25 protein-coding genes are annotated in these 23,330 nt (G+C 30.9%); 15 read left to right on the forward strand and 10 right to left on the reverse strand.

Features of this window, described 5'->3' with window-relative positions:
* Positions 1 to 4 precede the first annotated feature (4 nt).
* Entirely contained in the window at positions 5 to 610 is a 606-nt protein-coding gene (gene def / locus EV01_RS00385; protein ID WP_032516842.1) for a peptide deformylase, read from the reverse strand.
* A 77-nt stretch (positions 611 to 687) separates the two neighbouring features.
* Here def and EV01_RS00380 point away from each other — a divergent pair, with 77 nt between their 5' ends.
* Positions 688 to 2,613: an alpha/beta hydrolase family protein gene (locus EV01_RS00380; RefSeq protein WP_032518524.1), complete on the forward strand. Its 1,926-nt coding sequence runs from the start codon at positions 688 to 690 to the stop codon at positions 2,611 to 2,613.
* Here the strand turns inward: EV01_RS00380 and EV01_RS00375 are convergent.
* The 4 genes from EV01_RS00375 to sufB are packed head-to-tail and all read right to left on the reverse strand — an operon-like array spanning position 2,610 to position 7,334.
* Complete coding sequence (locus tag EV01_RS00375) at positions 2,610 to 3,863, reverse strand: aminotransferase class V-fold PLP-dependent enzyme (RefSeq protein WP_032516840.1); 1,254 nt, start codon at positions 3,861 to 3,863, stop codon at positions 2,610 to 2,612. The genes EV01_RS00380 and EV01_RS00375 overlap by 4 nt on opposite strands.
* Positions 3,863 to 5,080, reverse strand: a complete 1,218-nt coding sequence (locus EV01_RS00370) for a SufD family Fe-S cluster assembly protein (protein ID WP_032516839.1) — start codon at positions 5,078 to 5,080, stop codon at positions 3,863 to 3,865. The genes EV01_RS00375 and EV01_RS00370 overlap by 1 nt, the downstream gene beginning before the upstream one ends.
* 4 nt (positions 5,081 to 5,084) lie before the next feature.
* The gene (gene sufC / locus EV01_RS00365; protein WP_032516838.1) at positions 5,085 to 5,870 is read right to left on the reverse strand and encodes a Fe-S cluster assembly ATPase SufC; all 786 of its coding nucleotides are present in this window, start codon (positions 5,868 to 5,870) and stop codon (positions 5,085 to 5,087) included.
* A gap of 21 nt (positions 5,871 to 5,891) precedes the next feature.
* Positions 5,892 to 7,334, reverse strand: coding sequence for a Fe-S cluster assembly protein SufB (gene sufB / locus EV01_RS00360; RefSeq protein ID WP_032516837.1), 1,443 nt, complete (start codon positions 7,332 to 7,334; stop codon positions 5,892 to 5,894).
* A gap of 95 nt (positions 7,335 to 7,429) precedes the next feature.
* Here sufB and EV01_RS00355 point away from each other — a divergent pair, with 95 nt between their 5' ends.
* The 5 genes from EV01_RS00355 to EV01_RS00335 all read left to right on the forward strand — a co-directional run bounded on the left by EV01_RS00355 (position 7,430) and on the right by EV01_RS00335 (position 12,333).
* Entirely contained in the window at positions 7,430 to 7,783 is a 354-nt protein-coding gene (locus EV01_RS00355) for a hypothetical protein (RefSeq protein WP_032516836.1), read from the forward strand.
* 273 nt (positions 7,784 to 8,056) lie between these two features.
* Positions 8,057 to 9,157, forward strand: coding sequence for a DUF4912 domain-containing protein (locus EV01_RS00350; RefSeq protein WP_080725740.1), 1,101 nt, complete (start codon positions 8,057 to 8,059; stop codon positions 9,155 to 9,157).
* 12 nt (positions 9,158 to 9,169) lie between these two features.
* Positions 9,170 to 9,340, forward strand: a complete 171-nt coding sequence (locus EV01_RS09560) for a hypothetical protein (RefSeq protein ID WP_011375642.1) — start codon at positions 9,170 to 9,172, stop codon at positions 9,338 to 9,340.
* Positions 9,341 to 9,372: 32 nt separating this feature from the next.
* Positions 9,373 to 11,010 (forward strand): alpha-D-glucose phosphate-specific phosphoglucomutase, encoded by a 1,638-nt coding sequence (locus tag EV01_RS00340; RefSeq protein ID WP_032516835.1) that lies wholly within the window; start codon positions 9,373 to 9,375, stop codon positions 11,008 to 11,010.
* Between the two features lie 33 nt (positions 11,011 to 11,043).
* Positions 11,044 to 12,333: a replication-associated recombination protein A gene (locus tag EV01_RS00335; RefSeq protein WP_032516834.1), complete on the forward strand. Its 1,290-nt coding sequence runs from the start codon at positions 11,044 to 11,046 to the stop codon at positions 12,331 to 12,333.
* Here EV01_RS00335 and EV01_RS00330 read toward each other — a convergent pair.
* Positions 12,330 to 12,986: a 4'-phosphopantetheinyl transferase family protein gene (locus EV01_RS00330; protein ID WP_032516833.1), complete on the reverse strand. Its 657-nt coding sequence runs from the start codon at positions 12,984 to 12,986 to the stop codon at positions 12,330 to 12,332. The two genes, EV01_RS00335 and EV01_RS00330, sit on opposite strands and share 4 nt — an antisense overlap.
* Here EV01_RS00330 and bcp point away from each other — a divergent pair.
* The gene (gene bcp, locus EV01_RS00325; protein ID WP_032516873.1) at positions 12,986 to 13,453 is read left to right on the forward strand and encodes a thioredoxin-dependent thiol peroxidase; all 468 of its coding nucleotides are present in this window, start codon (positions 12,986 to 12,988) and stop codon (positions 13,451 to 13,453) included. The two genes, EV01_RS00330 and bcp, sit on opposite strands and share 1 nt — an antisense overlap.
* Here the strand turns inward: bcp and EV01_RS00320 are convergent.
* Both EV01_RS00320 and EV01_RS00315 read right to left on the reverse strand, forming a co-directional pair.
* On the reverse strand, positions 13,445 to 14,140 hold the full coding sequence (locus EV01_RS00320; protein WP_032516832.1) for a type III pantothenate kinase: 696 nt from the start codon (positions 14,138 to 14,140) through the stop codon (positions 13,445 to 13,447). The two genes, bcp and EV01_RS00320, sit on opposite strands and share 9 nt — an antisense overlap.
* Before the next feature lie 15 nt (positions 14,141 to 14,155).
* Positions 14,156 to 14,878, reverse strand: a complete 723-nt coding sequence (locus EV01_RS00315; RefSeq protein ID WP_032516831.1) for a phosphoadenylyl-sulfate reductase — start codon at positions 14,876 to 14,878, stop codon at positions 14,156 to 14,158.
* Between the two features lie 95 nt (positions 14,879 to 14,973).
* Between EV01_RS00315 and EV01_RS00310 the strand changes: the two genes are divergently transcribed.
* Genes EV01_RS00310 through EV01_RS00295 form a run of 4 tightly spaced genes read left to right on the forward strand, consistent with a single transcriptional unit; the run spans position 14,974 to position 20,157 of the window.
* Positions 14,974 to 16,167 (forward strand): NAD(P)/FAD-dependent oxidoreductase, encoded by a 1,194-nt coding sequence (locus tag EV01_RS00310; protein ID WP_032518526.1) that lies wholly within the window; start codon positions 14,974 to 14,976, stop codon positions 16,165 to 16,167.
* 49 nt (positions 16,168 to 16,216) lie between these two features.
* Entirely contained in the window at positions 16,217 to 18,025 is a 1,809-nt protein-coding gene (locus EV01_RS00305; RefSeq protein WP_032516829.1) for an SLC13 family permease, read from the forward strand.
* 5 nt (positions 18,026 to 18,030) lie between these two features.
* Positions 18,031 to 19,434: a potassium transporter TrkG gene (locus EV01_RS00300; RefSeq protein WP_032516828.1), complete on the forward strand. Its 1,404-nt coding sequence runs from the start codon at positions 18,031 to 18,033 to the stop codon at positions 19,432 to 19,434.
* 18 nt (positions 19,435 to 19,452) lie between these two features.
* Entirely contained in the window at positions 19,453 to 20,157 is a 705-nt protein-coding gene (locus tag EV01_RS00295) for a potassium channel family protein (protein WP_032516827.1), read from the forward strand.
* Positions 20,158 to 20,163: 6 nt separating this feature from the next.
* Here the strand turns inward: EV01_RS00295 and EV01_RS0109235 are convergent, their stop codons facing one another.
* Positions 20,164 to 20,466, reverse strand: coding sequence for a ribbon-helix-helix domain-containing protein (locus EV01_RS0109235; RefSeq protein ID WP_032516826.1), 303 nt, complete (start codon positions 20,464 to 20,466; stop codon positions 20,164 to 20,166).
* 118 nt (positions 20,467 to 20,584) lie between these two features.
* On the opposite strand from EV01_RS0109235, the gene EV01_RS00290 reads away from it, so the two are divergent.
* Together EV01_RS00290 and EV01_RS00285 are read left to right on the forward strand one after the other, a co-directional pair.
* A complete protein-coding gene (locus tag EV01_RS00290; RefSeq protein ID WP_032516824.1) occupies positions 20,585 to 20,923 on the forward strand; it encodes a hypothetical protein in 339 nt (112 codons plus the stop codon).
* 35 nt (positions 20,924 to 20,958) lie between these two features.
* A complete protein-coding gene (locus tag EV01_RS00285; RefSeq protein WP_032518527.1) occupies positions 20,959 to 21,189 on the forward strand; it encodes a hypothetical protein in 231 nt (76 codons plus the stop codon).
* Here the strand turns inward: EV01_RS00285 and EV01_RS09940 are convergent.
* Complete coding sequence (locus EV01_RS09940; protein ID WP_193741392.1) at positions 21,167 to 21,343, reverse strand: hypothetical protein; 177 nt, start codon at positions 21,341 to 21,343, stop codon at positions 21,167 to 21,169. The two genes, EV01_RS00285 and EV01_RS09940, sit on opposite strands and share 23 nt — an antisense overlap.
* Before the next feature lie 72 nt (positions 21,344 to 21,415).
* On the opposite strand from EV01_RS09940, the gene EV01_RS00280 reads away from it, so the two are divergent.
* Positions 21,416 to 23,029 (forward strand): ABC-F family ATP-binding cassette domain-containing protein, encoded by a 1,614-nt coding sequence (locus EV01_RS00280; protein ID WP_032516822.1) that lies wholly within the window; start codon positions 21,416 to 21,418, stop codon positions 23,027 to 23,029.
* A gap of 154 nt (positions 23,030 to 23,183) precedes the next feature.
* Positions 23,184 to 23,327, forward strand: a complete 144-nt coding sequence (locus EV01_RS09945; protein WP_193741393.1) for a hypothetical protein — start codon at positions 23,184 to 23,186, stop codon at positions 23,325 to 23,327.
* Positions 23,328 to 23,330 lie beyond the last annotated feature (3 nt).

A 23,330-nucleotide genomic window follows, 5' to 3' on the forward strand; every position in this document is an offset into this window, starting at 1 on the left:
TAGATTAATAAAGAGAAATCACATCTTTTTTGTTAAACCCTTCTTTTATAAGTTCTTTGTTCAATTCATCTTTTGATGTAACTCTATCTACAAATAATATTCCGTTTAAGTGGTCCATTTCGTGTTGAATACACCTCGCCAGAAGTCCATCTGCTTTCATTTTACGCGGTCTTCCCATCTCATCTCTAAATTTTAATTTTATAGTTGATGGTCTTACTACATTCAAATAGACACCTGGTATACTCAAGCAGCCTTCTTCGTATGAATTAAGGGTTGTTCCGTAGTCGGTAATTTCTGGATTGATTAATATTAAAGGTTCTGCTGCTGAATCTTCAAAATTTACATCTATGACAAGAAGCTCTTTGTTGATACCAATTTGAGGTGCAGCAAGTCCAATTCCTTTAGCTGCATACATGCTTTGAAGCATTTCTCTAGAAAGTTTTCTAATCGATTCGTCAACCTTAGTTATTCTTTTGGAATTTTGTCTTAATACGTCATCACCAAGTTTATAAATGTCTAGAGATGGTTTACCTGTTTGTTCTTTTGCAATTTTTTCTGAGCTTCCATTTGTTCTTGACTTTTTTGCAAGTTGTGAAAAATGGTTTGCCACGTTAAAAAAGTTTTTAATTAAGAGTTTAGCTATAAAAATACTAGCACTTTAATTTACTTTCTTTATATTTTTTTTAAATGATTAATGATGATAAGTTAAAAGTTAGGCAAACTGAATCTAAAAAAAATGCTTTCAATGAATTAACTATTATTAGGGATATCATTTTTTGGATTGATGTTGTTGGTGAAGGTCAAAATGAAAATGCTATTTTTGCAAGACCATTCAATGTCAAAGAAGCGTTTCCCCAGCAATTAACAAGTAAAAAATATAATATTAAGAATAATTTTCATGGATATGGTGGTAAATCTTATAAATGTATAAATTTTAAAAATAATTTTTATTTAATATGGATAGATCAGATTACTAAGGCAGTATGGTTTCAAATTTTTAAAGAGGCAGCGTCAACTTTTAGAAGCCAAAATAAATATCTCATTTCAGTTCAAGAACCTAATCAACTATCTAAATCAATTGATGGAAATTTTGATTCTTCATTTGTCATTTCTGAAAAAAACTTATTGTATGGAATTTGCGAAATAAATAATAGAGATTATTTATTTTCTTTAAATTTAAAAAAAACTAAACAAGATATTCATCGAATAAAAAAATTTAAAAATTTTGCTGGAGAATTATCCTCTAATACATCTGCTAACTTACTTTCTTGGATAGAGTGGGATTCTCCTTATATGCCCTGGGAAAAAAATGAGCTGTTTTTTGCTCAAATAGATTTAGATGGCGAGATACAAAAAATAAAAAAATTCTCAAATAAGCTGATCAATTCCAAAAAAAACGTTTCTTTTTTTCAACCCTATTGGATAAGTGAAACACATTTGGTATGTTCGGAAGATAGTTCTGGATGGTGGAACTTATTGTTTTTAGATGTTAGTCAAATTGAGAATATTTTTATTAAGAAAAGGGTAGAGAGAAATTTGATTGAATATGGAGCACCACAATGGGTCACTGGAATAGCATTTTTTTCAGGGACTATAAAAAATTTATTTTGTGTAGCAAAAAAAGAAAATAGTTTAATACTGGAACAATATAAAGATCTTGAATTTGTTGAAGAATTTTCTACTCCTTTTACCTCAATAAGTGATTTCAGTGTTTTTCGGAAAAAAGTTCTTTTAAAAGGTTATGGATCTGATTTTTTGGGAATTGTATTTGAAATTGATTTTGCAAAAAAAGTTTTATCAAATTTTTCAGAGCAGATATTTTTTGATCAAATAAAAGATTGTTCAAAACCTGAAACATTTTGGTTTAAAGGTTTTGAGGATCAATCTACTCATTCTTTTCTTTATAAGCCCCTTGTTGAAAATTTTAGAAAGCCACCGCTCCTTGTTAGAGCACATAGCGGACCAACTTCATGTTTTGATGGATCATATAATTCTGAAGTTCAATATTGGACTTCGAAGGGATTTTTTGTTGCTGAAGTCAATTATGGAGGATCATCAGGATTTGGCAAAGTATATAGAGAGAGGTTGAATTATAAATGGGGTATTGTTGATTCTTATGATTGCAAAGCACTAGCTCTTGAATTGATTAAATCAAATCAAGTTGATAGTGAAAAAGTAGTAATTTTTGGGAGTAGTGCTGGTGGGTTAACTGCCCTGAATTGTTTATTATATGGGTCTATTTTTAAAGCAGCAATTTGTAAATATCCCGTTATTGATTTGAAGGATATGCATTACAACACTCATAGGTTTGAAAAAGATTATTTAAATTCTTTGGTAGGAAATTATGCAAAAAACCATGATGATTATATAAATAGATCACCGATAACTCATATTCACAAAATAAAAAAACCTATTTTATTGTTTCATGGAAAAAAAGATAAAGTTATTTCTTATAAACAAACTTTAAAAATTCAAGAAATTTTGATTAGGAATAATAAATATTCAGAAGTTATTTTTTTTGATAATGAAGGACATGGTTTTAGAAATATTGAAAATAAAGGAGTAGTAATGCAAAGATCTCAGGAATTTTTAAAAAATGCTTTGAATATTTAAGAATTGATTTTCAGAAAATCAATAGTATCTTTTAATTTTTCTATAAACATATCAATTTCTTCCTTATTGGTTGTGAAATTCATGCTGATTCTAGCGGTTGATTTAATTCCAATGTATCTGTGAAGAGGTTGACAGCAATGGTGGCCACTTCTGATGCAAATTCCTTTTGAATCAAGAATTTCAGCAATATCATTTGAATGTATATTTTTTATATAAAAGGTGGCAAGTGAGGCTCTGTCTGGATCTATCTCCGGCGATGGTCCTATGATTTCAATATTTTTAATTTGATTTAATTTTTCAAATAAATACTTAGTAATAGTCTTTTCATATTTATGAATTTCATTCAATCCAATATTGTTAATATAATTAATTGCTTCTGCAAGACCTATTGCTTCTGCAATGGCTGGAGTTCCAGCTTCAAATTTGTGTGGTAGCTCTGCCCAAGTACTTGTCTCTTCAAAAACATCTTGAATCATTTCGCCACCTCCAAAGAGAGGAGGAATTTTTTCTAGGATTTCTTTTCTTGACCAGAGGAATCCAATACCTGTAGGACCGCATAGTTTATGTCCTGATCCAGCTAAAAAATCTATATTAAGATCAATCACATCCAGTTTTTGATGAGCTAAACTTTGGCATGCATCTATTAATACTAAAGAACCTTTTTGTTTGGCTAATTTAGTTATTTCTTTGATTGGATTACAGCAACCTAAAGTATTACTAACATGTACTAGGCTAACAAGTTTAGTTCTAGATGTAAGTTTTGATTTAAAGTCATCTATATCTAATTTCCCATCTTTATCTATACCTATAAATTTTAATTTGCATTTATTTTTTGCTGCAATCATTTGCCATGGAACAATATTGCTATGATGCTCCATTATTGATAAAAGAATTTCATCGTTTTCTTTTAATGAATATTCGCCCCATGATCTAGCTACTAGATTGATTGCCTCAGTAGCATTTCTTGTGAATATAATTTCTTTTGCTGAATTTGCTTTTATATATTTGCTAATTAAATATCGTGCATTTTCAAATTCTTCTGTTGCTTTAGCACTTAATTGATGTGCCCCTCTATGTACATTGGCATTAAAGTTTTTGTAATATTCATCAATTTTTTTTAAGACTTGTATTGGTTTTTGTGTCGTTGCAGCATGGTCTAAATAAATAATTTGCTTATTACTTTTTAAGTTCTTATTTAAAAGAGGAAAGTCTTTTTTCGTTATTTCAGGAAAATTTTGAATCGTTTCCATTAATTCTCATTTAAAAGTTTATCAAGCAAATCCCATTTATCTTTTGAAATGGGAATAAATGAAATTATTTCTTGAAAGTAAGAACTTAATTGTAGTTTACTTGCTTCTGTTAACGTGATCCCTCTTGTTCGCATATAAAAAAGTTCTTCTTCATTTAATTGCGAAATTGTAGCTCCATGTTTGCATTTGACATCATCAGCAATTATTTCTAATTGAGGTTTGGTATCTATTTGTGCGAGATTTGATAAAAGTAAATTTCTGCTTAATTGGGAAGCATCAGTTCTCTGGGCAATTTTCGGAACTATTATTGAACCTTCAAATATTGCATGTGATTTATCATCAGCAAGTGATTTATTTATTTGATCTAGAAATCCATTTGGACCATTAAATTCTATTTTTGTATAAGTTGATATTTGCTCATCTTTTTTTGTTATTTGCATACCTTTGATATTTGTTTTAGCGTTTCCCGCAGATTGTTTAATACTAATTTCAAATCTTGCGTAATTGAATTTGAAATGTAAAGATCCTAAGTTGTATGCACTATTCTTTTGTTGAATTACATTGAGAGAATTTAATAGATTGGATCTGTTTTCACCGTAAGAAACAACACCATGATTTACGGAACTATTTTCTTTCAAGCAAAAGAAAGTTGATTGAGATAATGAAGAGTTTTCTTTACCAAGATTTACTTGTAATAATTCAACATCACAATTCTTTTCTAAAAATATTACGAGGGTTTTTGCGTTTAAAGAATTAATTGATGCATGACTAAAAATTTCAATAGGAGGAATTTTTGATCCATTTATTTTTAATCCCAAAATATTATTTTTACAACTTAAAGACAGATTTAGTAGGTCACTCCAATTTTCGTTTTGCTTAAAAAAAGATATCTGTTCCTTGATATATTTTTGTAATTCATCCTCACTTAATTGCTGTATTGAATAATTTTTCTCTGTTAAATTAATTTGGAAATTTTCACCGATGATTAATCTAATAGTACTTTGAGAATTTTTCGGATATGGCATATCAAATTTTGAATCTTTTTCATTAACTGAGTAATCTAAAAAGTTTGATAATTTTGATTTATTTGAAAGCCTCCATAGTTCACTTTTAGGATTAGGGAGGGGGCTCGATTGTAATTTGTGAAGACAGATTTTTTGTATTTCTGTTAGGTTATCGTCGGATTTATTATTTTTTATTTTTTCAATAATTTCCATTTTTTTAGGTCTCTTTTATAAAGTTATCAGTCCATTCATACCCTTTTTTCTCAAGCTCTAGAGCTAGATCACTTTCTCCAGTTTTTATGATTTTTCCGTCTGACATTACATGGACATAATTTGGTTTAATTTCATCTAATAATCTTTGATAGTGGGTAATAAGTATAATTCCAGTTTGTGCATTAGATATTTTTTTAATTCCTGATGCCACTATTCTTAGAGCATCAATATCTAGACCAGAATCGGTCTCATCTAATATTGCTATTTTGGGCTCAAGTAAAGCCATTTGCAGAATCTCATTTCTTTTTTTTTCACCTCCGGAAAAGCCTTGATTTACACTCCTTGATAAGAATGCGTGATCCATTTTCACAATTTCTAACTTTTCTTTAACTAATTCTTCAAAATCAAAAGTATCTAATTCTTCTTTGTTGAGGAATTTCCTTCTAGCATTAGTTGAAACTCTAAGAAACTCAAGATTACTTACACCTGGAATCTCAATTGGATATTGAAAACCAAGAAAAATTCCTGATTGAGATCTTTCTTCAGGTTCTAGTGAGTTAATGTTTTCACCTAAAAATTTTATGTCGCCATTTGTAATATTATAAGAGGGATGTCCTGCAATAATTTTCGAAAGAGTACTTTTGCCACATCCATTTCTTCCCATAATGGCATGAATTTCTCCAGGATAGACAGTAAGTGAAACCCCTTTTAAAATTGGAAGATTATCGGTAGATGCAAAGAGATTTTCAACTTCTAAAATTGGATCTGATTCTTTCATTTTACTTTGCATTGCAGTTTAGAAATTGATTGATTAACCTACTGAACCCTCTAGTTTAAGTGCCAGTAACTTATCTGCTTCAGCAGCAAATTCCATAGGTAATTGATTAAATACATCTCTGCAAAATCCGCTGACCATCATAGATACTGCCTCCTCAAATTCTATACCTCTGCTTTGGAGATAAAAAAGTTGGTCTTCTGAGATTCTACATGTGCTTGCTTCATGCTCAATTTCAGAATTGGATTGTTGAGATTTGATGTAAGGAAATGTATTTGCAGAAGCTTGATCCCCTATTAACATTGAATCACATTGACTGTAATTTCTTGATCCTTTAGCTTTTGTTCCCATTTTGACAAGACCTCTATAGCTATTTTTTGAGTTACCTGCACTAATACCTTTGCTAACAATAGTTGATTTGGTCTTAGGACCAATATGGATCATTTTTGTGCCGGTATCTGCTTGCTGAAGATTATTGGTGAGAGCCACTGAATAAAATTCTCCTACAGATTCTTCTCCTAAAAGAAGACAGCTAGGATATTTCCATGTAATTGCAGACCCTGTTTCAACTTGAGACCAACTAATTTTACTTCTCTTACCTAAACATTTTCCTCTCTTGGTGACAAAATTAAAAATTCCGCCAATACCTTCTTCGTCACCAGCATACCAATTTTGCACTGTTGAATATTTGATTGAGGCGTCGTCTAATGCTATGAGCTCTACAACTGCTGCATGTAAGGTATTTGTATCAAACATTGGAGCTGTACAACCTTCTAGATAACTTACAGAACTTGATTCTTCAGCAATGATTAGTGTTCTTTCGAATTGTCCTGAATCTCCACTATTAATTCTGAAGTAGGAAGATAGATCCATAGGGCAGGCAACACCTTTTGGGATATAAACAAAAGAACCATCACTAAAAACTGCAGAATTTAGTGCTGCAAAATAATTATCACTAGCTGGAACTACTGTACCTAAATATTTTTCAATCAAATCCGCGTGATTTTTTACTGCTTCACTAATTGAACAAAAAATAACTCCATGTTCAGCAAGTTCTTCTCTGAAAGTTGTGGCTATAGAGACACTATCAAAGACAGCATCTACTGCTACATTTGTCAGTTTTTTTTGCTCTGTGAGGGGTATCCCTAATTTATCAAAAGTCTCAAGAAGTTTGGGATCAACTTCATCTAAGCTAGAAATTTTCTCTTTTTGCTTAGGAGCAGAGTAATAAATAATATCTTGATAATCAATTTTTTTATATCCTAATGCTGCCCAATCAGGCTCTTTCATTTTTTGCCATCTTTTAAAGGCTTTTAATCTAAAATCAAGAAGAAATTTTGGCTCTTCTTTTTTCTGTGAAATTAATTTTATGATATCTTCATTTAGTCCCTTTTCTATTTTTTCAGTTTCAATATCAGTAATAAAACCATATTTGTAAGGCTCTTTTACTACATCTTTAACTAAATTTTTGTTGACCATGTTATCAAGAATAACTTATTACAATTAGCTTTATATACTCTAACGAAAGATACCCCCAATATTGAGTTTTTTTCCTTTATTAAAACTAAAAATTAATGTCTAATCATCTTGATCCCTTGTCTAATCCATTAAACATAGAAACTATTCAAGAAATTGATAATCTTGATCTACCTATAATGCAGAAACACCATTTAAGAATACTCGCTCATTGCCTTCAGATTTTAAAAAGTATCAATGTAGATAATAGTTTGGAAAATCAAAATAAAAATCTCTTGAGAGAATGGTGTGATAACCAATCCAAAAAGTTTGATGATAAAAAATTTAGTGATCTTTTTTATGAGCAGTTAGAGTCTACTTCGAAAAAATTAAGTACTTTTTCAAAAAAAATAGGTAAAAGTATTGAGGATTTAGAGATAGATGATTTGGTACTTCTAATTGAACAACGTTGAATTCTCTCTTTTTTAAGTGATCCCGAAGAAAAAATATATTTTTGTTGAGTCGTTAACAAATTCAGGTAATAAAATTTAAAAAAAAAGAAAATTAATTTACATTTCATAAAGATCTGAAAATCAATTAATTGCTTTGATACCAACTGTTTTGAAGAGAAATATCAATTTTCAGAATTTTTGAGTAGTCAGAGGATCCTGACGACAGGCCAAAAAGACACACAATTCCAAAAAAAAAAGAACATACTGATCCCAAACAAAAACGGAGAATTTAAAGTGGCTGATGGGATCATGAATAAAGATCAATTACTCTCACTAACCCTCAGACAATTACGTCAAGAAGCAAGTAAACTTTCGGTTCCGCTATACAGTCGCAAAACAAAAGCTGTTTTAGTTGATTTAATACTCAAATATCAAGAAAAATCTACAAAAAAAACATACACGACACCACCTGAGTCAAAATTCGAAGGAACTTCTGAGTCCAATAATTACAACAGTAGTGAAGAAGTTAAAACAAATGTAGTTTTCCTACCCCGAGATCCAGATTGGGCTTATGTTTTTTGGCAAATTTCTGATGCAGATAGAGAAAAAGCACAATCTTTGGGAGCTAGTAAATTATGTTTACGATTATTTGATGCATCTGGTTCTAAAGAAAGCAACTTTAATCAAGGAACCTTAAGGGAGATAGCCGTTGATAGTTACAGTACCGAGTGGTACTTGCCAATCCCACTTGCTGATAGAGATTATAAAGTTGAATTAGGTTACAAATATGGTTTCAACTGGATGTCATTGGCATTTTCTTCGATAAGCCATGTTCCTGGGTCTCATCCCTCTGAGCAAATTCTTGATAAATTTGTACCTTTTAATTTAGATTCTACTTCTGAGTCAATCCCAGATATTTCTAATCCTGTTGTTTCAGAACAAAATGGTATGCATGAAAGGTTATACCAAGCAGCAACTAACATTCCTCTCAGAAGAAAAGTGGGTTCTGAAGAGTTCATGGAAAATTTAAATTCAGCAAATTCCAATAATAATCTTACAGACTCAGGTGCTGGTAAATGGTCTTCAGGCTTAAATGATTCCGGGAGCGGAATTGTTAAAAATAGATCTTTTTGGCTCGTTGCTGATGCTGAATTAATTGTTTATGGAGCTACAGAGCCTTCTGCAAAACTGACAATAGGTGGAGAGGATGTACCTCTTGCCGCAGATGGTACTTTTAGAATTCAAGTTCCATTTAGAGACGGGACTCAAAAATATGATATTAAAGCTATTGATGTATCTGGTGAGCAAGAAAAAAGTATTTCAATGAAATTTGATAGAACTACACCACTTGACGATACTAATGAAAAAGATAATGCTGAGACTGAATGGTTTTAATAGATAAAACTGATGCTGAAAAAAATTGTAGCTTTTACTCCATTGTTTGGGGCATTAACTTTTCCGCTAATAGTTCCAATTACAATTTCTAAATTTGGTGTTAACTATGGAATTCTTAGTGCATTATTAATTTCTTCATTATGGTTTATCGCTATGTTAAGAACTTCCGAAATGCCTCATTAATTTAGTTAGATTTTTGGAAGTTTCTTAAGAATATGAATCAAGTTAGTGTAATTAATATTAATTCTCCTTTTCTAGATCAAAAACCAGGTACCTCTGGATTAAGAAAAAGTACTTTAAAGTTTCAGGAAGAACATTATCTAGAAATTTTTATTGAAGCAATCCTCCAATCGTTAGAAGATTTAAAAGGTTCAACATTAGTAGTTGGTGGTGATGGCAGATATGGCAATATTGAAGCAATAAAAAAAATTGTCCAAATATGCATTGCTCATAAAGTTCAAAAGATTATTGTTCCAAAATACGGTTTATTATCTACTCCTGCGGCATCAAATTTAATTAGAAAAGAAAATGCAATTGGTGGAATTATTCTTTCTGCAAGCCATAATCCTGGTGGGATTGATGGCGACTTTGGAGTGAAATTGAATATCTCTAATGGTGGCCCTGCTCCTGAGATAATTACTAATAAGATTTTTAAGGCTTCACAATTACTCACTAGTTATAAAATTTGTAAAATCCAATTACCTGATTTTAGTGAATATGGAATTTATTCTTACGACGAAACTACTTTAGAAATTATTGATGGATTAACAGATTATTCTAATTTGATGGAGAAAATTTTTGATTTTGATCAAATTAGTGATTTTTTAAAAAAAGACTTCTCGTTAATCTTTGATGCAATGAATGCGGTTACAGGCCCATATGCAAATAATATTTTTGTTGAAAAAATGGGTCTTGTACCTGATTGTGTCATGAATGGTAACCCATTAAAAGATTTTGGAGGTTTACACCCTGATCCTAATCTTACTTACGCATCCCATTTGGCTGATTTGTTATTAAATAAAAAATCTTATAGTTTTGGTGCTGCATGCGATGGAGATGGAGATAGGAATATGATTTTAGGAAGTGGATGTTTTGTAAATCCTAGTGATAGCCTTGCAGTTATCACTGCTAATACAAAATGTGTCCCTGGTTATAAAGATGGTATTACAGGTGTGGCACGATCCATGCCAACCAGCTCAGCTGTTGATAATGTTGCTCGAGCATTAAATATACCTTGTTTCGAGACACCTACTGGCTGGAAGTTTTTTGGAAATCTTTTAGATTCTAATTTAATTACTTTATGTGGAGAAGAAAGTTTCGGAACAGGCAGTAATCATGTTAGAGAGAAAGATGGGCTGTGGGCAGTTTTGTATTGGTTACAAGTTTTAGCTGAGAAAAAATGTTCGGTAAGTGATTTGATGCAGAATCATTGGAAACAATTTGGTAGGAATTATTATTCAAGACATGATTATGAGGCAATTCCCTCAAATATTGCTAATCAAATCTTCGGTAATCTAACTTCTATGCTCGAAAATTTAAAAGGAAATAGTTTTGCTGGGCATTTAGTTAAAGTTGCAGATAACTTTTCATATTTAGATCCCGTTGATAATTCTATAAGTGAAAATCAAGGTTTAAGATTGGTCCTTGATGATAATTCGCGAGTAATTGTGCGCCTTTCTGGAACTGGAACTAAAGGTGCAACATTAAGACTTTACTTTGAGAAATTTTTCGATCCTCAACAGAATCTTTCGTTAAATCCTCAGATCGCTTTGAAACCTCTAATAGATGATTTAGATACTTTATTGAATATTTCAAAACTTACTCAAATGGAAACTCCTACAGTAATTACATAGAATTGAAAGTAATGATTTTTTGATTTTATTTATATGCATTCAGAAAATTTATTTACTAATTATTCTCAAATAGAAAATAATGCTCCTTTGGCAGATAAATTAAGACCAAAGAATTTGGAGGATTTTTTTGGTCAACAACCAATCCTGAATGAGAATTCGCTTTTAAGAAGTGCAATATTAAACGATAAGATTAGTAATTTTATTTTTTCTGGCCCGCCGGGTGTTGGAAAAACTACTCTAATTGAAATTATTTCTTTTAATACGCGGTCAAAATTAATTAAGTTAAATGCAGTATTTTCAAGTGTCAAAGAATTAAGAAATGAAATCGCTAATGCAAAAGATAGATTAATCAATTCAAAAAGAAAAACAATTTTATTTATCGATGAGGTTCATAGATTTACATCAGTTCAGCAAGATGCTTTATTACCTTCAATAGAAAATGGAACTATAACTTTTATTGGTGCTACAACTGAAAACCCTTTCTTTGCTGTTAATAAGGCGCTTGTTAGTAGGTCTCGTATTTTTACATTACTTCCTTTGGCAGAAAATGATTTGCAGAAAATAATACAAAAAGTCATCACTCACTATTCAAAACAAAAAGATTCAAAAAAGGTTTATTTAACTCAAGATGCTATAAGTCATTTAATTAAATATTCTGGCGGAGATGCAAGGACATTAATCAATGCGCTAGAGATGGCCATAGAAACAACTGCTGAAAATAATGCTAAAGAAATCGCCATTAATCTCTCAATAGCAGAGGATGCACTACAAAAGAAAAATATTGTTTACGATAAAAATGGTCAAAATCATTACGATGTAATAAGTGCCTTCATCAAGTCCATTAGAGGTTCTGATCCAGATGCAACTTTATTCTGGCTTGCGAATATGGTGGAGGCTGGTGAAGATCCAAATTTTATTTTTAGAAGACTACTTATATCTGCCAGTGAAGATATTGGAATAGCAGATCCTAATGCCATAGTAGTTGTACAATCCTGTTGTGATGCTTTTGATAGAGTTGGTTTTCCAGAAGGATTATATTTTTTAACGCAAGCTTCTTTATATTTAGCTATTTCTCCAAAAAGTAATAGTACGAAAAGTATTTTTAAAGCAATTGAAAAAATCAAATCTACAAATGTTTTTGATGTTCCACTTCATTTAAAAAATAATTCCAATAGTTATGTCAATCCTCATAATTATCCAGATAATTGGGTCGTACAAGAATATCTTCCTAAATCTTTAAGAGGTTTAAAAATATGGGAACCAAATAATAATGGATGGGAAAAAACTCAATATGAAGAACTGCTTAGAAGAAAAAAAAATTAAAAATTTTTCGAACAGCAAATAATCTCAGGATTAAAAGAAGTTTTTTCTTCGTAGGCTAAAGCTATAGTCCAATTATGGAAGTTTATCTGTGAATAATTTAAATGTATATTTTTCTTCTTGTGAATTAACTCTTTTGGCTTTTCAAAAAATTGCCAATATTGAATGTCGTTAGCTATTTTTCCATGATCCCATTTTATAGCCGCTTCAACAGCACACCATTGATTTAATATCATATTTTTTGTTAAATAATTATTATGGTTTGATTTATTGGTATGAAAAAAATATTTTTTTGCAAATTTTGTATGGTTAAAATCTCTATCTGTTCTCTCAATATCAATCCCTATTTTGCCTTTATGCCAGACTATAATGATGGCATCCTTGCAATGACTTAAACTGATATTACCCATACCTGAAGGTAAACTTGGAGGTTTTCCAGGTTGAGCATTAATTGGAATTTCTAGGGGGTCTAAATCAAAAAGTGTTGAAAGTGATTGTCGTAAATAAGCTCTTGTTTCTAAGAAAATCTTTGATCTTGAATTTGTTAGTTTTTTTGCAGTTTTAATTTCTTCTATAGTTGCGACATCTTGCACACCTTTAATCTCATAAAACCAAATTTTTGGTATTTTATATTCATACTCATTTAATAATTTCAATGGCTCTTAAGGTTGGCGACAAAGCACCAGAATTTAAATTAAAAGATTCTTTTGAGAAAGAAGTTTCTCTTAGTGATTTTAAAGGTAAAAGAATAATACTATATTTTTATCCAAAAGATAATACTCCTGGATGTACTAAAGAAGCATGTAATTTTAAAGAGAATTGGGATTTACTCCAAAAAAATAATATTGTTGTCCTCGGTATTAGTAAAGATAATGCATCCTCTCATCAGAAGTTTATAGAAAAATTTAATTTACCTTTTATTCTTTTAACTGATCCTGAACCTTTTAAAGTTTCTTCTGATTACGATAGTTATGGACTGAAAAAATTCATGGGAAAAGAATATATGGGAATGATGAGAAATACTTTTTTAATTGATACTGAAGGTAACATCGAAAAAATTTACTTAAAGGTAAAAGCTGCAATAATGGCTGATCATATAATTGCAGACCTTGGGTTAAGCTAATTTTTTTATGGACAAGTGGTGAATAATCATCCCCTCCATAACTAAATTAGGAGCTTTGATAATATTTTCTTTTTTAGTTTTTAGAGATTTTGTGATTAATTGAGAGTCTCCTCCACAGATTATTAAAATATCCTTTTCGGGATTAAATAAACTATTAATTACGCTAGTAATAGAGTTGATTACTCCTTTTAAGATTGCATCTTCTGTATTAATTAAAAAATCTTTGAGCGGAATATCATATTTTTTGGGAACTTTAAGATTTTTTGTATTTTGTTCCATTGATTTTAATTGTGTTAGAAAACCTGGAATAAGTTGACCTCCAATAATAGACCCATTTGAATTTAATTTTGTTATTGAAAATATTGTTCCAAAATCTGCAATTAGCAAATCTTTTTTGCAAGGGTTTTCAATAATTTTTAAAGCGGCAATAGAGGCAAGAGCTCTATCAACTCCAAAATAATCAGGAAGATTTGATAATTGGATATCTTTAGTTTTTATTTCATTTTCTTTTTTCAGCAAAAAATTTGGTAATTTTCCTACGGAAGCCCAAATTAATTGATCAAGATCTATATTTTCGGGAACTTCTTGCTCTTTATTGGTATGGAAGAATTTAGATTGATATTTAGAATATTTAGCCCAATGAAGCCTACTATTGCCTACTAATAGAAAATTTATATCTGAGACCATTATTCTATGATCAATTTAATTATTAGTATGTATTCCACATTCTTGTTTAATCCCCCCAAATCTTGTATCTCTGCCTTTTGTTTCAGTACCATCGGGACTGCTTGAATGCCAATCTCCTACGGAAGAATAACCTTTGATAAAAAGTGGATGGGCAGGTAAATTATTCTCTTCCATATAATAAAAAATATCTTTATTTGTCCAATTTAATAAAGGTCTTAAAGATAGTCTTTGACGAATTAGGTCTATGAATTTCATTTTGTTTCTATTTTCTGTTTGACTAGATCTAACACCGCTTGCCCAGCAGAAAATATCATATTTTTCTAGACCATTTTCTAAAGGTTTTATCTTTCTCAATTCATGATACTTATCTAAATCACTCTCTTTTTTTGTTTCCCATAGTTTTCCGTATTTGGCCTCCATTCTTGCTGGAGATAATTCACTTTGCAGAACTTCAACTTCTAAAGATAAATTATCGATAAGCTTTTCAGCGTAATGGTATGTTTCTGGAGGAAGGTAACCTGTATCTATCCAAAATATTTTGATTTTTTTTTGTAGAGATAATTTACTGACCATATCTAAGAGGACTGATGACTGTATGCCAAAACTTGTTGTAATAGCAAATTGATTATCAAACTTTTCATAACCCCAAGTAAGCATCCCTTGAGGTTTCATATCTACAAGCTCTTGATTATATTTCTTCAAGTTAGTTTGAATATCTTTGTGGATCTTTTCAATCATTCTTCAGTTTATTTAGGAGTTTAATTTTATTTCGCTCAATTTAAAAATTATTCGTATAGTTTAATAATACATTTACGCATAACAATATCTCTCTAATGAAATCGATACAAAAACCAATAGTAATAGTTGGAGCAGGTTTTGCAGGTATGACATTTGCTTTGAATTTAAAGGATCTTAATCCTTCTTTACCCATTCTTGTGGTTGATTCTGAAACTAACTTTATTTTTAAACCTTTAATGTACGAAGTTTTAAGTAAAGAAATAAGAAGTTGGGAAGCCGCCCCAAAATTTGCAAATATTTTTTCTGATGCCGGTATAACTTTTTTAAGAAATTGTTTAACCAAGATTTCCTTTAAAGAAAATATTCTTGAATTTAGTGACGAATTAAAATTAAGCTATCAGTATCTCGTTCTTTGTACAGGATCTATTCCAAATAGTTTTTTTATAAAAGGTGTACATGAAAATTGTTATTTTTTTAATGATTTGAATGATTTAAATAAATTAAATTCTTTTTTAAAAAAATCACAAGATACTGCGTTGCATAAAAAGTTATTCATAGTTGGAGGTGGTCCCTCTGGCATCGAGTTAGCATGCAAAATTAAAGATATATTTACAGACCAATTTGAAATTAATGTAATAGAAAAATCAAACGAAATCTTAAATAAAAACAAAATTTTCAATAGAGAACAAGCAGAGAAGGCGTTAGAAAAAAGAAAAATCAACGTTCTTTTGAATTCCACAGTTAAAGAAGTCTCAGAAACTAAGATTAGTATTTCTAGCGAGGTTGGAATAACTTCCTTGGATAAGGATATTGTTATTTGGACAGCAGGTGTTAAACCTAATTTGTCCTATTTGGAAACTGATGAAATAACAAAAAAATTTGGAAGAATTTTAGTTGATAATAATTTTCAAATAGAAAACTATAAAAACTGTTTTGCTATTGGCGATATTTCACTTATTGAAGGAATGGAAGATTTACCTATAACAGCTCAAGTTGCTATGCAGGAAGGGAATCATCTGGCTAAAAATCTAGAACTATTAATTCAAGGAAAGGATCCTTTACCTTTTGAATTCCAAGACAATGGTGAAATGATTAGCTTAGGAATAGGCGAAGCTTCAATTTCTGGGCTTGGTATTACGTTATGTGGAAAATTAGCTTTTGAGACAAGAAGACTTATATATAATTCCAAGTTGCCTGATATTTCAGAACGCTTAAAATCTGCATCTTCATGGATATTCCAAAAAAAATCTATTTTTAAAAGGTTTCTTAAAAAAGATAATTCAATTTAAACTTTTTTGAGATATTGTTTTTGGGTATATTGAGCTAAATAAGTTTCATATGAATTTAATTGCATTAGTTAGTAATAATTTTGATGCGTTTATAACGGTAGTTGTTTTAATAATGTCAATAATTTTGTTTATCAAAAATACTATTGCTCCAGAATTGACTGGCTTGTTATGTGTTGGAATATTTATAGCCACAGGGGTTCTTTCTCCTGAAAAAGCTTTAGCCGGATTTGGTAGCCCATCTTTAATTACCCTTATGGGTTTATTTGCAGTTTCTTCTGCATTATTTAAAAGTGGTGCGTTAGATAGAGTAAGAGAATTGATTTCTTCTGAAAGTATTAGAACGCCAAGGAAATTAATTTCTTTAATAGCTTTTTTGATTGCTCCAATATCTGGAATTGTTCCTAATACTCCTGTAGTGGCATCTTTGTTACCTTTGATTGAAGGTTGGTGCGAGCGTAGAAATATATCACCATCGAAAGTTTTATTACCTCTTTCTTTTGCTACTTTACTAGGTGGAACTCTGACATTATTAGGCAGCTCAGTAAATCTTCTTGTAAGTGATATTAGTCAACAGTTAGGTTATGGAGCTTTGGAATTATTTAGTTTAACTTCAATTGGAATTCCTGTATGGCTTATAGGTACAACTTACATGATTCTAGTTTCTGATATGCTTTTGCCAGATAGAGGGCGAGATAAAGAGTTTATTAAAAATGGGGATATGAATATATACTTTACTGAAGTTACTATTCCCTCTACTTCAGAATTAGTTGGGCAATCTGTCAGAAACAGTAGATTACAAAGACGATTTGACGTTGATGTTTTGGAATTGCAACGAAATGGAAAAGTTATTCTTCCTCCTTTGGCAGATAGAAAGATTGAACCAGACGATAGATTAATAATACGCGTTACAAGGGCAGACTTATTTAGGTTACAGCAGGAACATACCATTCTTTTAGGAGAAAATAAAACATCTTTCGACGGAGCTAATGTGTTCTCAGATGATGAAGGTACCAAAACCTTTGAAGCTTTGTTACCAGCAGGCTCAACTTTAGCTGGTGCAAGTTTGAGAGAATTAAGATTCAGGCAACGTCATAATGCAACAGTTTTAGCACTGAGAAGAGGTCAACAAACTGTTCAGGAGAGATTAGGCCAAGCTGTTTTAAGAGCAGGCGATGTCTTATTATTGCAAGCGCCTTTGGATTCAATAAGAGGTTTACAGGCTAGTAACGATTTGCTTATTTTAGATCAATTTGAAGATGATTTACCTGTCTTGATAAAAAAACCAATCTCGATTGCAATTGCAATAGGAATGGTGGTTTTGCCTTCGGTTACTAATATTCCACTTGTAGGGTCAGTTCTTTTGGCAGTGATTGCAATGGTTGCGTTTGGATGTTTAAGACCCGCAGAAATACAAAAATCTATCAGGTTAGACGTTATTTTATTGCTGGGATCTTTATCGTGTTTTAGTGTTGCTATGCAGGCAACAGGATTAGCAGATTTAATTGCAGTTAATCTTAATTTTGCTCTTGATGGGCTGCCTTTGTATTTTTCATTAGTCGTAATTTTTGTATCGACCGTTATTCTTACACAATTTATTAGTAATGCTGCTTCAGTTGCTTTAATATTACCCGTCGCTATTGAATTTTCAAATGTTTTAGGGATTTCACCAAATGCTTTAATAATGCTTGTTTTATTTGGAGCAAGTCAATCTTTCCTTACTCCAATGGGTTATCAAACAAATTTAATGGTCTACGGGCCTGGTAGATATAGATTTTTTGATATCGCAAAATACGGAGCCGGATTAACACTTATAATGTCACTAATAGTTCCAGCATTGATAATTTTAGATTTCAAATAAATAAAGTGAAATTCACAAGTAATGTTTACAGGTTAAAAGATTCTTACAGAAAACTATCTGTACCTCAATTTACTATTGTTACAGGATTGGTTATTATTTTTTTTGGAACTTTAATTTTAAGTTCTCCTTTATGTTCATCTTCAAAGGTTGGATTGTGGGAAGCATTTTTTACATCTGCCTCTGCTATAACGGTAACTGGCTTGACCATAATAGATATTGGTGTTGATTTGACTTTTTTTGGCCAAGTTTTCTTGGCTTTAATGCTTTTATCAGGTGGTCTTGGATTAATGGCCATTACCACATTTCTTCAGGGTTTCGTTGTGAAGGGGACAAAGCTAAGAACTAGATTAGATAAAGGAAAAACTCTTGATGAATTCGGAGTTGGAGGAATTGGCCGAACTTTTCAAAGCATTGCTATTACTGCAACTTGTATCATATCTTTAGGTGCAATTGTTTTGTATTCTTTTGGATTTGTAGATATTCAAAATAATTGGGAAAGACTTTGGTCCTCAATTTTTCACAGCATATCTGCATATAACAACGCAGGTTTCTCTTTATGGACCAATAGTCTTCAAGACTATAGAACAAATTCTTTGGTTAATATTGTATTTGTTTTTCTCATTGTCATGGGTGGACTGGGATGGCGGGTGATTGATGATATTTGGAGTCATAAAAAAAATCTTTCATACAGAAAATTGAGTCTTCACTCCAGACTAGTTATTAGGACAAGTTTGTCTCTAATATTATTCGGATCATTAGGATTCTTTATTACTGAATCATTGCTAAATAGTCAATTTTTTAATGATTTGAATTTGTTTGAAAGGCTATTATCTTCAATCTTTGAAACAGTTAGTGCAAGAACTGCAGGCTTTACAAATTTTCCGATTTCTTTGAACTCAATTTCAGATACCGGTCTCTTGTTATTGATGACACTGATGTTTATTGGAGCAAGTACTGGAGGAACTGGGGGAGGTATAAAAACAACTACATTTATTGCTTTGATGGCTGCTACAAGATCAACTTTAAGAGGTCAGAAAGATGTAATTATTAGTAATAGATTAATTTCCGATAAAGTTATTCTAAAGGCAGTGGGAATCACAGTAGGATCTTTGCTTTTCGTAATTTTAATGGCAATGTTGCTAAGTACAACTAATAGCTTTATTGAAAAAGAATCTTTCACCTTCTTAGAAATTCTCTTCACTTGTATATCTGCATTTGCAACAGTTGGTTTTGATATTGGTTTAACTGCAAAATTAAATCATTTTGGCCAATTTATTCTTATTTTAGGTATGTTTGTGGGGAGACTTGGTATCCTTTTACTATTAAGTGCACTTTGGCAGGCTCTTTATAAGAGTAGAATTGATAGACAAAAGAGAATTGGCTACCCTAGGGCTGATCTTTATGTTTAGGATTCACTTATTTTTATTATGGCTGATTGGTGGCAGTGGTCTCAAAAAAGAGAAAAAGAAGTCCTCTCTTTTGCAGTTGTTGGCGTTGGAAGATTTGGAACCGCTGTTTGTAGAGAGCTTATAAGTAATGGGGCAGATGTTTTAGCTGCAGATTATTCAGAAAAAGCTATTGATGATTTAAGACAATTGGAACCCTCTATAGAAGCTAGAGTTGTAGATTGTACTGATGAAGAGTCTATGAAGGAATCTGGAATTCTTGAAATGAATACTGTTGTTGTAGGTATAAGCGAACCCATCGAAGCTAGTATAACTACAACTCTTATCGCTAAGGACAGTGATGGTAGCAAAGTGAAAAGAGTTATAGCGAGAGCTACAAGCGATTTACACGAAAAAATGTTAAAGAGGGTAGGTGCAGATAAAGTTGTCTTCCCCTCCAGAATGCAAGGAGAAAGATTAGGGCTAGAACTGGTTAGACCAAATCTAATTGAAAGATTGGAATTAGATAATCAAACTGGTATAGATGAAATAACTGTTCCAGAGGAATTTATAGGAAGATCGTTAAGAGATTTAAATCTGAGGAAAAATTATTTAGTAAATGTTCTTGCAGCAGGACCTGCAGAAGAGTTAACAGTTAATCCTCCAGCAAAATATATCTTGGAAAGAGGAAATATTTTGGTAGTTATGGGAAAAACTGTAGATTTACAGAAATTGCCCCAGGATTAATTATTTCTAATCAGATTTTTTATAGTATTTAATCCTTTGATGAGCTCTATTTAATCTTCTGACGCTTTGTTTTTCTAGGTTGTCTCTAAATTTATCGGTAATTAAATTATTTTCTGAGACGAGTGATGTTGCCTCTTTCTCGAAGTATTTTTTTATACCTTCTTGTATTAATACCTTTGCCATATTACTAACTGTTCGTGATTCATTACTGGCTAAAATTGTCAGTTGCTCACATATAAATTCTGGAAGGACTACTTGAATCCTAGGGGATTTAGGCTTCCCATTTGTTGAGTTTTGGCGGGTAGCCATGAGTCAAAGTTGATAACTGTTACTTATTAGTATACACAGTTAGTCAAGGATACTATCTTTGTGTATATTATTAGTAAGGAAATATATGTCCGCATCAATTCATTGTTTTTATAAAGCTATGAAAAATTCAAGAAAAATTGATTCACCTAAAAGGTCGATGATTGATAAAAAGAAAAAAAGATTAGTTAAATCTGATTCCTATGATCATGAAAATAGTGATGTTTTGGTCTCAGCTGTAATTAGTCCATATTTGTTAACTCATCTCCACCATATTCTTCAACAGTCTGAGTATTATGCTCAAAAAGATGGCAGAAAATCTCATGCAGCTAACTTTGCGAAACTAAGGAAGGTTTTATGTTTAGACGCAAGAAGTATGGCAGATGCATCAGCAAAAGAAATAAAAGAAACTGATAATGATTTATCTATTAATAAATATAATGAACAAAATGTAGCTTGAAGTAATAATCTATTAAATAATAGATTTTTAAAAAAATGTCCAGTAATGCAGAAAAGCTCTATCAGTTAATAGCAGGCGATTCAAAAAAGAAACAAAGTTTGTTTATGATAGCTTTGACTAATCCCAAAAAAGCATTAGATAAAATATGTGATATTGGCAATGAGTTAAATATTTCAGTGACTAAAGAAGAGGTTATTGAATATTTGAGTACTATTGACGATGAGGCAACTAAAATGTGGTTAGTTAAGGCTCGAGGCGGTCTTTAGAAATGGGTTTCGAATAATTATTGTTTTGATTTATTTTGGGTTTTATTCTTTTGTTGTAGCCTCCTCCACCAGCTAAAGTCCAAAAAAACCAATAACTTGGAATCGCAAGAGCTGCAGCTATGAAAATCACTACAATTTGTTCTATTCTTTTCATAATTCAATTTTATTCCACAAAATATTTTTTAGTAAATAAGCCTCAGATTTTGTAAATTCAATTTTTAAAACAGTGATTAGATTTGAAGGTGTCAGCAAAATTTATTCTACAGATGTTGTTTTAAAAAATATTAATTGGGAAATTAAGAAAGGAGAAAAAGTTGGCTTAGTTGGTTCTAATGGTGCAGGTAAATCAACTCAATTCAAGATTTTAATTGGAGAGGAAGATCAAACAAGTGGAACAATTATCAAAGAAGGTAATCCTAAAATTGTCCATTTAAGACAGGAGTTAGATTGCAACTTGAATTGTTCAGTGAGAGATGAATTAGAGAGTTCTTTCAGAGATATACAAATTGTTGCGAATAAACTCTTGTTAATTGAGAGTAAAATGAAATCGTTGGATATAAAAAAACATTCCGATGAACTTGAAAATTTAGTAAATCAACTCGCAAAATACCAAGCAAGATTTGAAGCCTTAGGGGGCTATAAAATGCAATCAGACGTAGAAAAAATATTACCAAAACTTGGTTTTTCTACAGAAGATGCTGATAAACTAGTCGGCAATTTTTCAGGTGGTTGGCAGATGAAAATCGCTCTGGGAAAAATAATCCTACAAAACCCTGATTTACTGCTACTTGATGAACCAACTAATCATTTAGATTTAGATACAATTTTCTGGCTGGAAGAATATCTATCCTCACTAAAGATTGCAATTATTATAATTAGTCATGATAGGTATTTTTTAGATAAATTATGCAAAAAAATAATTTATATAGATAGGGGAATATCTGAAATATATAATGGGAATTATTCTTTTTTTGTTGAACAGAAATCTTTAAATGAAGAATCACAAAATAAAGCATATCAATTACAACAAAAAGAAATTGAGATACAAAAGAAGTATATAGATAGATTTAGAGCTAGTGCCACTAGAAGTTCTCAAGCTAAGAGTAGAGAAAAACAACTCAAAAAAATTTCTAAAGTTGAGGCAATAAGAGCAAAATCAAAAAGTCCTGTTTTTAATTTTCCAGAGTGTCCTCGATCAGGAAAATTAGTTTTAAATATCAAAAATTTGTCTCACAGTTATGGGGATAAAATTCTTTTTTTAGATGTTAATTTAAAGATTTCTGCGGGGGAGAAAATAGCAATACTTGGACCTAATGGCTGTGGTAAATCTACATTGCTTAAAATTATTATGAAAAAAATATCTCCTGAAATTGGAGAAATTAATCTTGGTAAACATAATATAATTACAAGCTATTATGAACAGAATCAGGCTGAAGCACTTTCACTTGAGGAAAGAGTTATTGATTTAATATGTAATAAATCTCCAGAATGGTCTCAAAAAAAAGTAAGAACATTTTTAGGAGGTTTTGGTTTTACTAATGAAACTGTTTTTAAATATATTAAACAACTCAGCGGTGGAGAAAAAGCAAGATTAGCATTGGCGCTAATGATTATTAATCCTAGTAATTTTTTATTATTGGATGAACCAACTAATCATTTGGATTTGGAATCTAAAGAAAACTTAGAATTAGCAATTAAAAATTATAAAGGTTCATTATTAATTATTTCTCATGATCGATATTTTATTTCAAAGGTTGCAAATAAAATTGTCGAAATTAAAGATTCAAAGTTATTTTCATACGATGGAAATTATGAATATTTTTTAGAAAAAAATAAATAGCAGAATTAAATTTTTAAATAATAAGCTTTTTGCAAAAAATGTTGATTACTTTTAAAAAAGTTTACATTTAGCTAGGCAATAGCACTCATTTATCTTTACACACTTTACCTCCTTTGTTTAATCTTAAAAATGCAAAGATAAGTTAATAAACTATATGAAAAATTATGATTTCCAAGAATCAAAGTTTCAAATTTCTGATCCTATTGAAAGTTATTTTGAATGTATTTCATCCTGTGATTTGAAGGATGGTAATTGTATCTCTAGATGTGTGGAAATACTAAAACAGAATGAAGGTTGAAAA

Source organism: Prochlorococcus marinus str. MIT 9401 (genome assembly GCF_000760095.1).
GTDB lineage: Bacteria > Cyanobacteriota > Cyanobacteriia > PCC-6307 > Cyanobiaceae > Prochlorococcus_A > Prochlorococcus_A marinus_I.

Excerpts from the sequence above, each read along its gene's own strand:
- bcp (WP_032516873.1), top strand. The coding sequence starts at position 12,986 with ATGGCTCTTAAGGTTGGCGACAAAGCACCAGAATTTAAATTAAAAGAT.
- EV01_RS09940 (WP_193741392.1), bottom strand. The coding sequence starts at position 21,343 with ATGAAAAGAATAGAACAAATTGTAGTGATTTTCATAGCTGCAGCTCTT.
- EV01_RS09560 (WP_011375642.1), top strand. The coding sequence starts at position 9,170 with ATGCTGAAAAAAATTGTAGCTTTTACTCCATTGTTTGGGGCATTAACT.
- EV01_RS00320 (WP_032516832.1), bottom strand. The coding sequence starts at position 14,140 with ATGGTCTCAGATATAAATTTTCTATTAGTAGGCAATAGTAGGCTTCAT.
- EV01_RS0109235 (WP_032516826.1), bottom strand. The coding sequence starts at position 20,466 with ATGGCTACCCGCCAAAACTCAACAAATGGGAAGCCTAAATCCCCTAGG.
- EV01_RS00290 (WP_032516824.1), top strand. The coding sequence starts at position 20,585 with ATGAAAAATTCAAGAAAAATTGATTCACCTAAAAGGTCGATGATTGAT.
- EV01_RS00340 (WP_032516835.1), top strand. The coding sequence starts at position 9,373 with ATGAATCAAGTTAGTGTAATTAATATTAATTCTCCTTTTCTAGATCAA.
- EV01_RS00370 (WP_032516839.1), bottom strand. The coding sequence starts at position 5,080 with ATGGAAATTATTGAAAAAATAAAAAATAATAAATCCGACGATAACCTA.
- EV01_RS00375 (WP_032516840.1), bottom strand. The coding sequence starts at position 3,863 with ATGGAAACGATTCAAAATTTTCCTGAAATAACGAAAAAAGACTTTCCT.
- EV01_RS00315 (WP_032516831.1), bottom strand. The coding sequence starts at position 14,878 with ATGATTGAAAAGATCCACAAAGATATTCAAACTAACTTGAAGAAATAT.
- sufB (WP_032516837.1), bottom strand. The coding sequence starts at position 7,334 with ATGGTCAACAAAAATTTAGTTAAAGATGTAGTAAAAGAGCCTTACAAA.
- EV01_RS00380 (WP_032518524.1), top strand. The coding sequence starts at position 688 with ATGATTAATGATGATAAGTTAAAAGTTAGGCAAACTGAATCTAAAAAA.
- EV01_RS00285 (WP_032518527.1), top strand. The coding sequence starts at position 20,959 with ATGTCCAGTAATGCAGAAAAGCTCTATCAGTTAATAGCAGGCGATTCA.
- sufC (WP_032516838.1), bottom strand. The coding sequence starts at position 5,870 with ATGCAAAGTAAAATGAAAGAATCAGATCCAATTTTAGAAGTTGAAAAT.
- EV01_RS00305 (WP_032516829.1), top strand. The coding sequence starts at position 16,217 with ATGAATTTAATTGCATTAGTTAGTAATAATTTTGATGCGTTTATAACG.
- EV01_RS09945 (WP_193741393.1), top strand. The coding sequence starts at position 23,184 with ATGAAAAATTATGATTTCCAAGAATCAAAGTTTCAAATTTCTGATCCT.
- EV01_RS00295 (WP_032516827.1), top strand. The coding sequence starts at position 19,453 with ATGGCTGATTGGTGGCAGTGGTCTCAAAAAAGAGAAAAAGAAGTCCTC.
- EV01_RS00335 (WP_032516834.1), top strand. The coding sequence starts at position 11,044 with ATGCATTCAGAAAATTTATTTACTAATTATTCTCAAATAGAAAATAAT.
- EV01_RS00310 (WP_032518526.1), top strand. The coding sequence starts at position 14,974 with ATGAAATCGATACAAAAACCAATAGTAATAGTTGGAGCAGGTTTTGCA.
- EV01_RS00355 (WP_032516836.1), top strand. The coding sequence starts at position 7,430 with ATGTCTAATCATCTTGATCCCTTGTCTAATCCATTAAACATAGAAACT.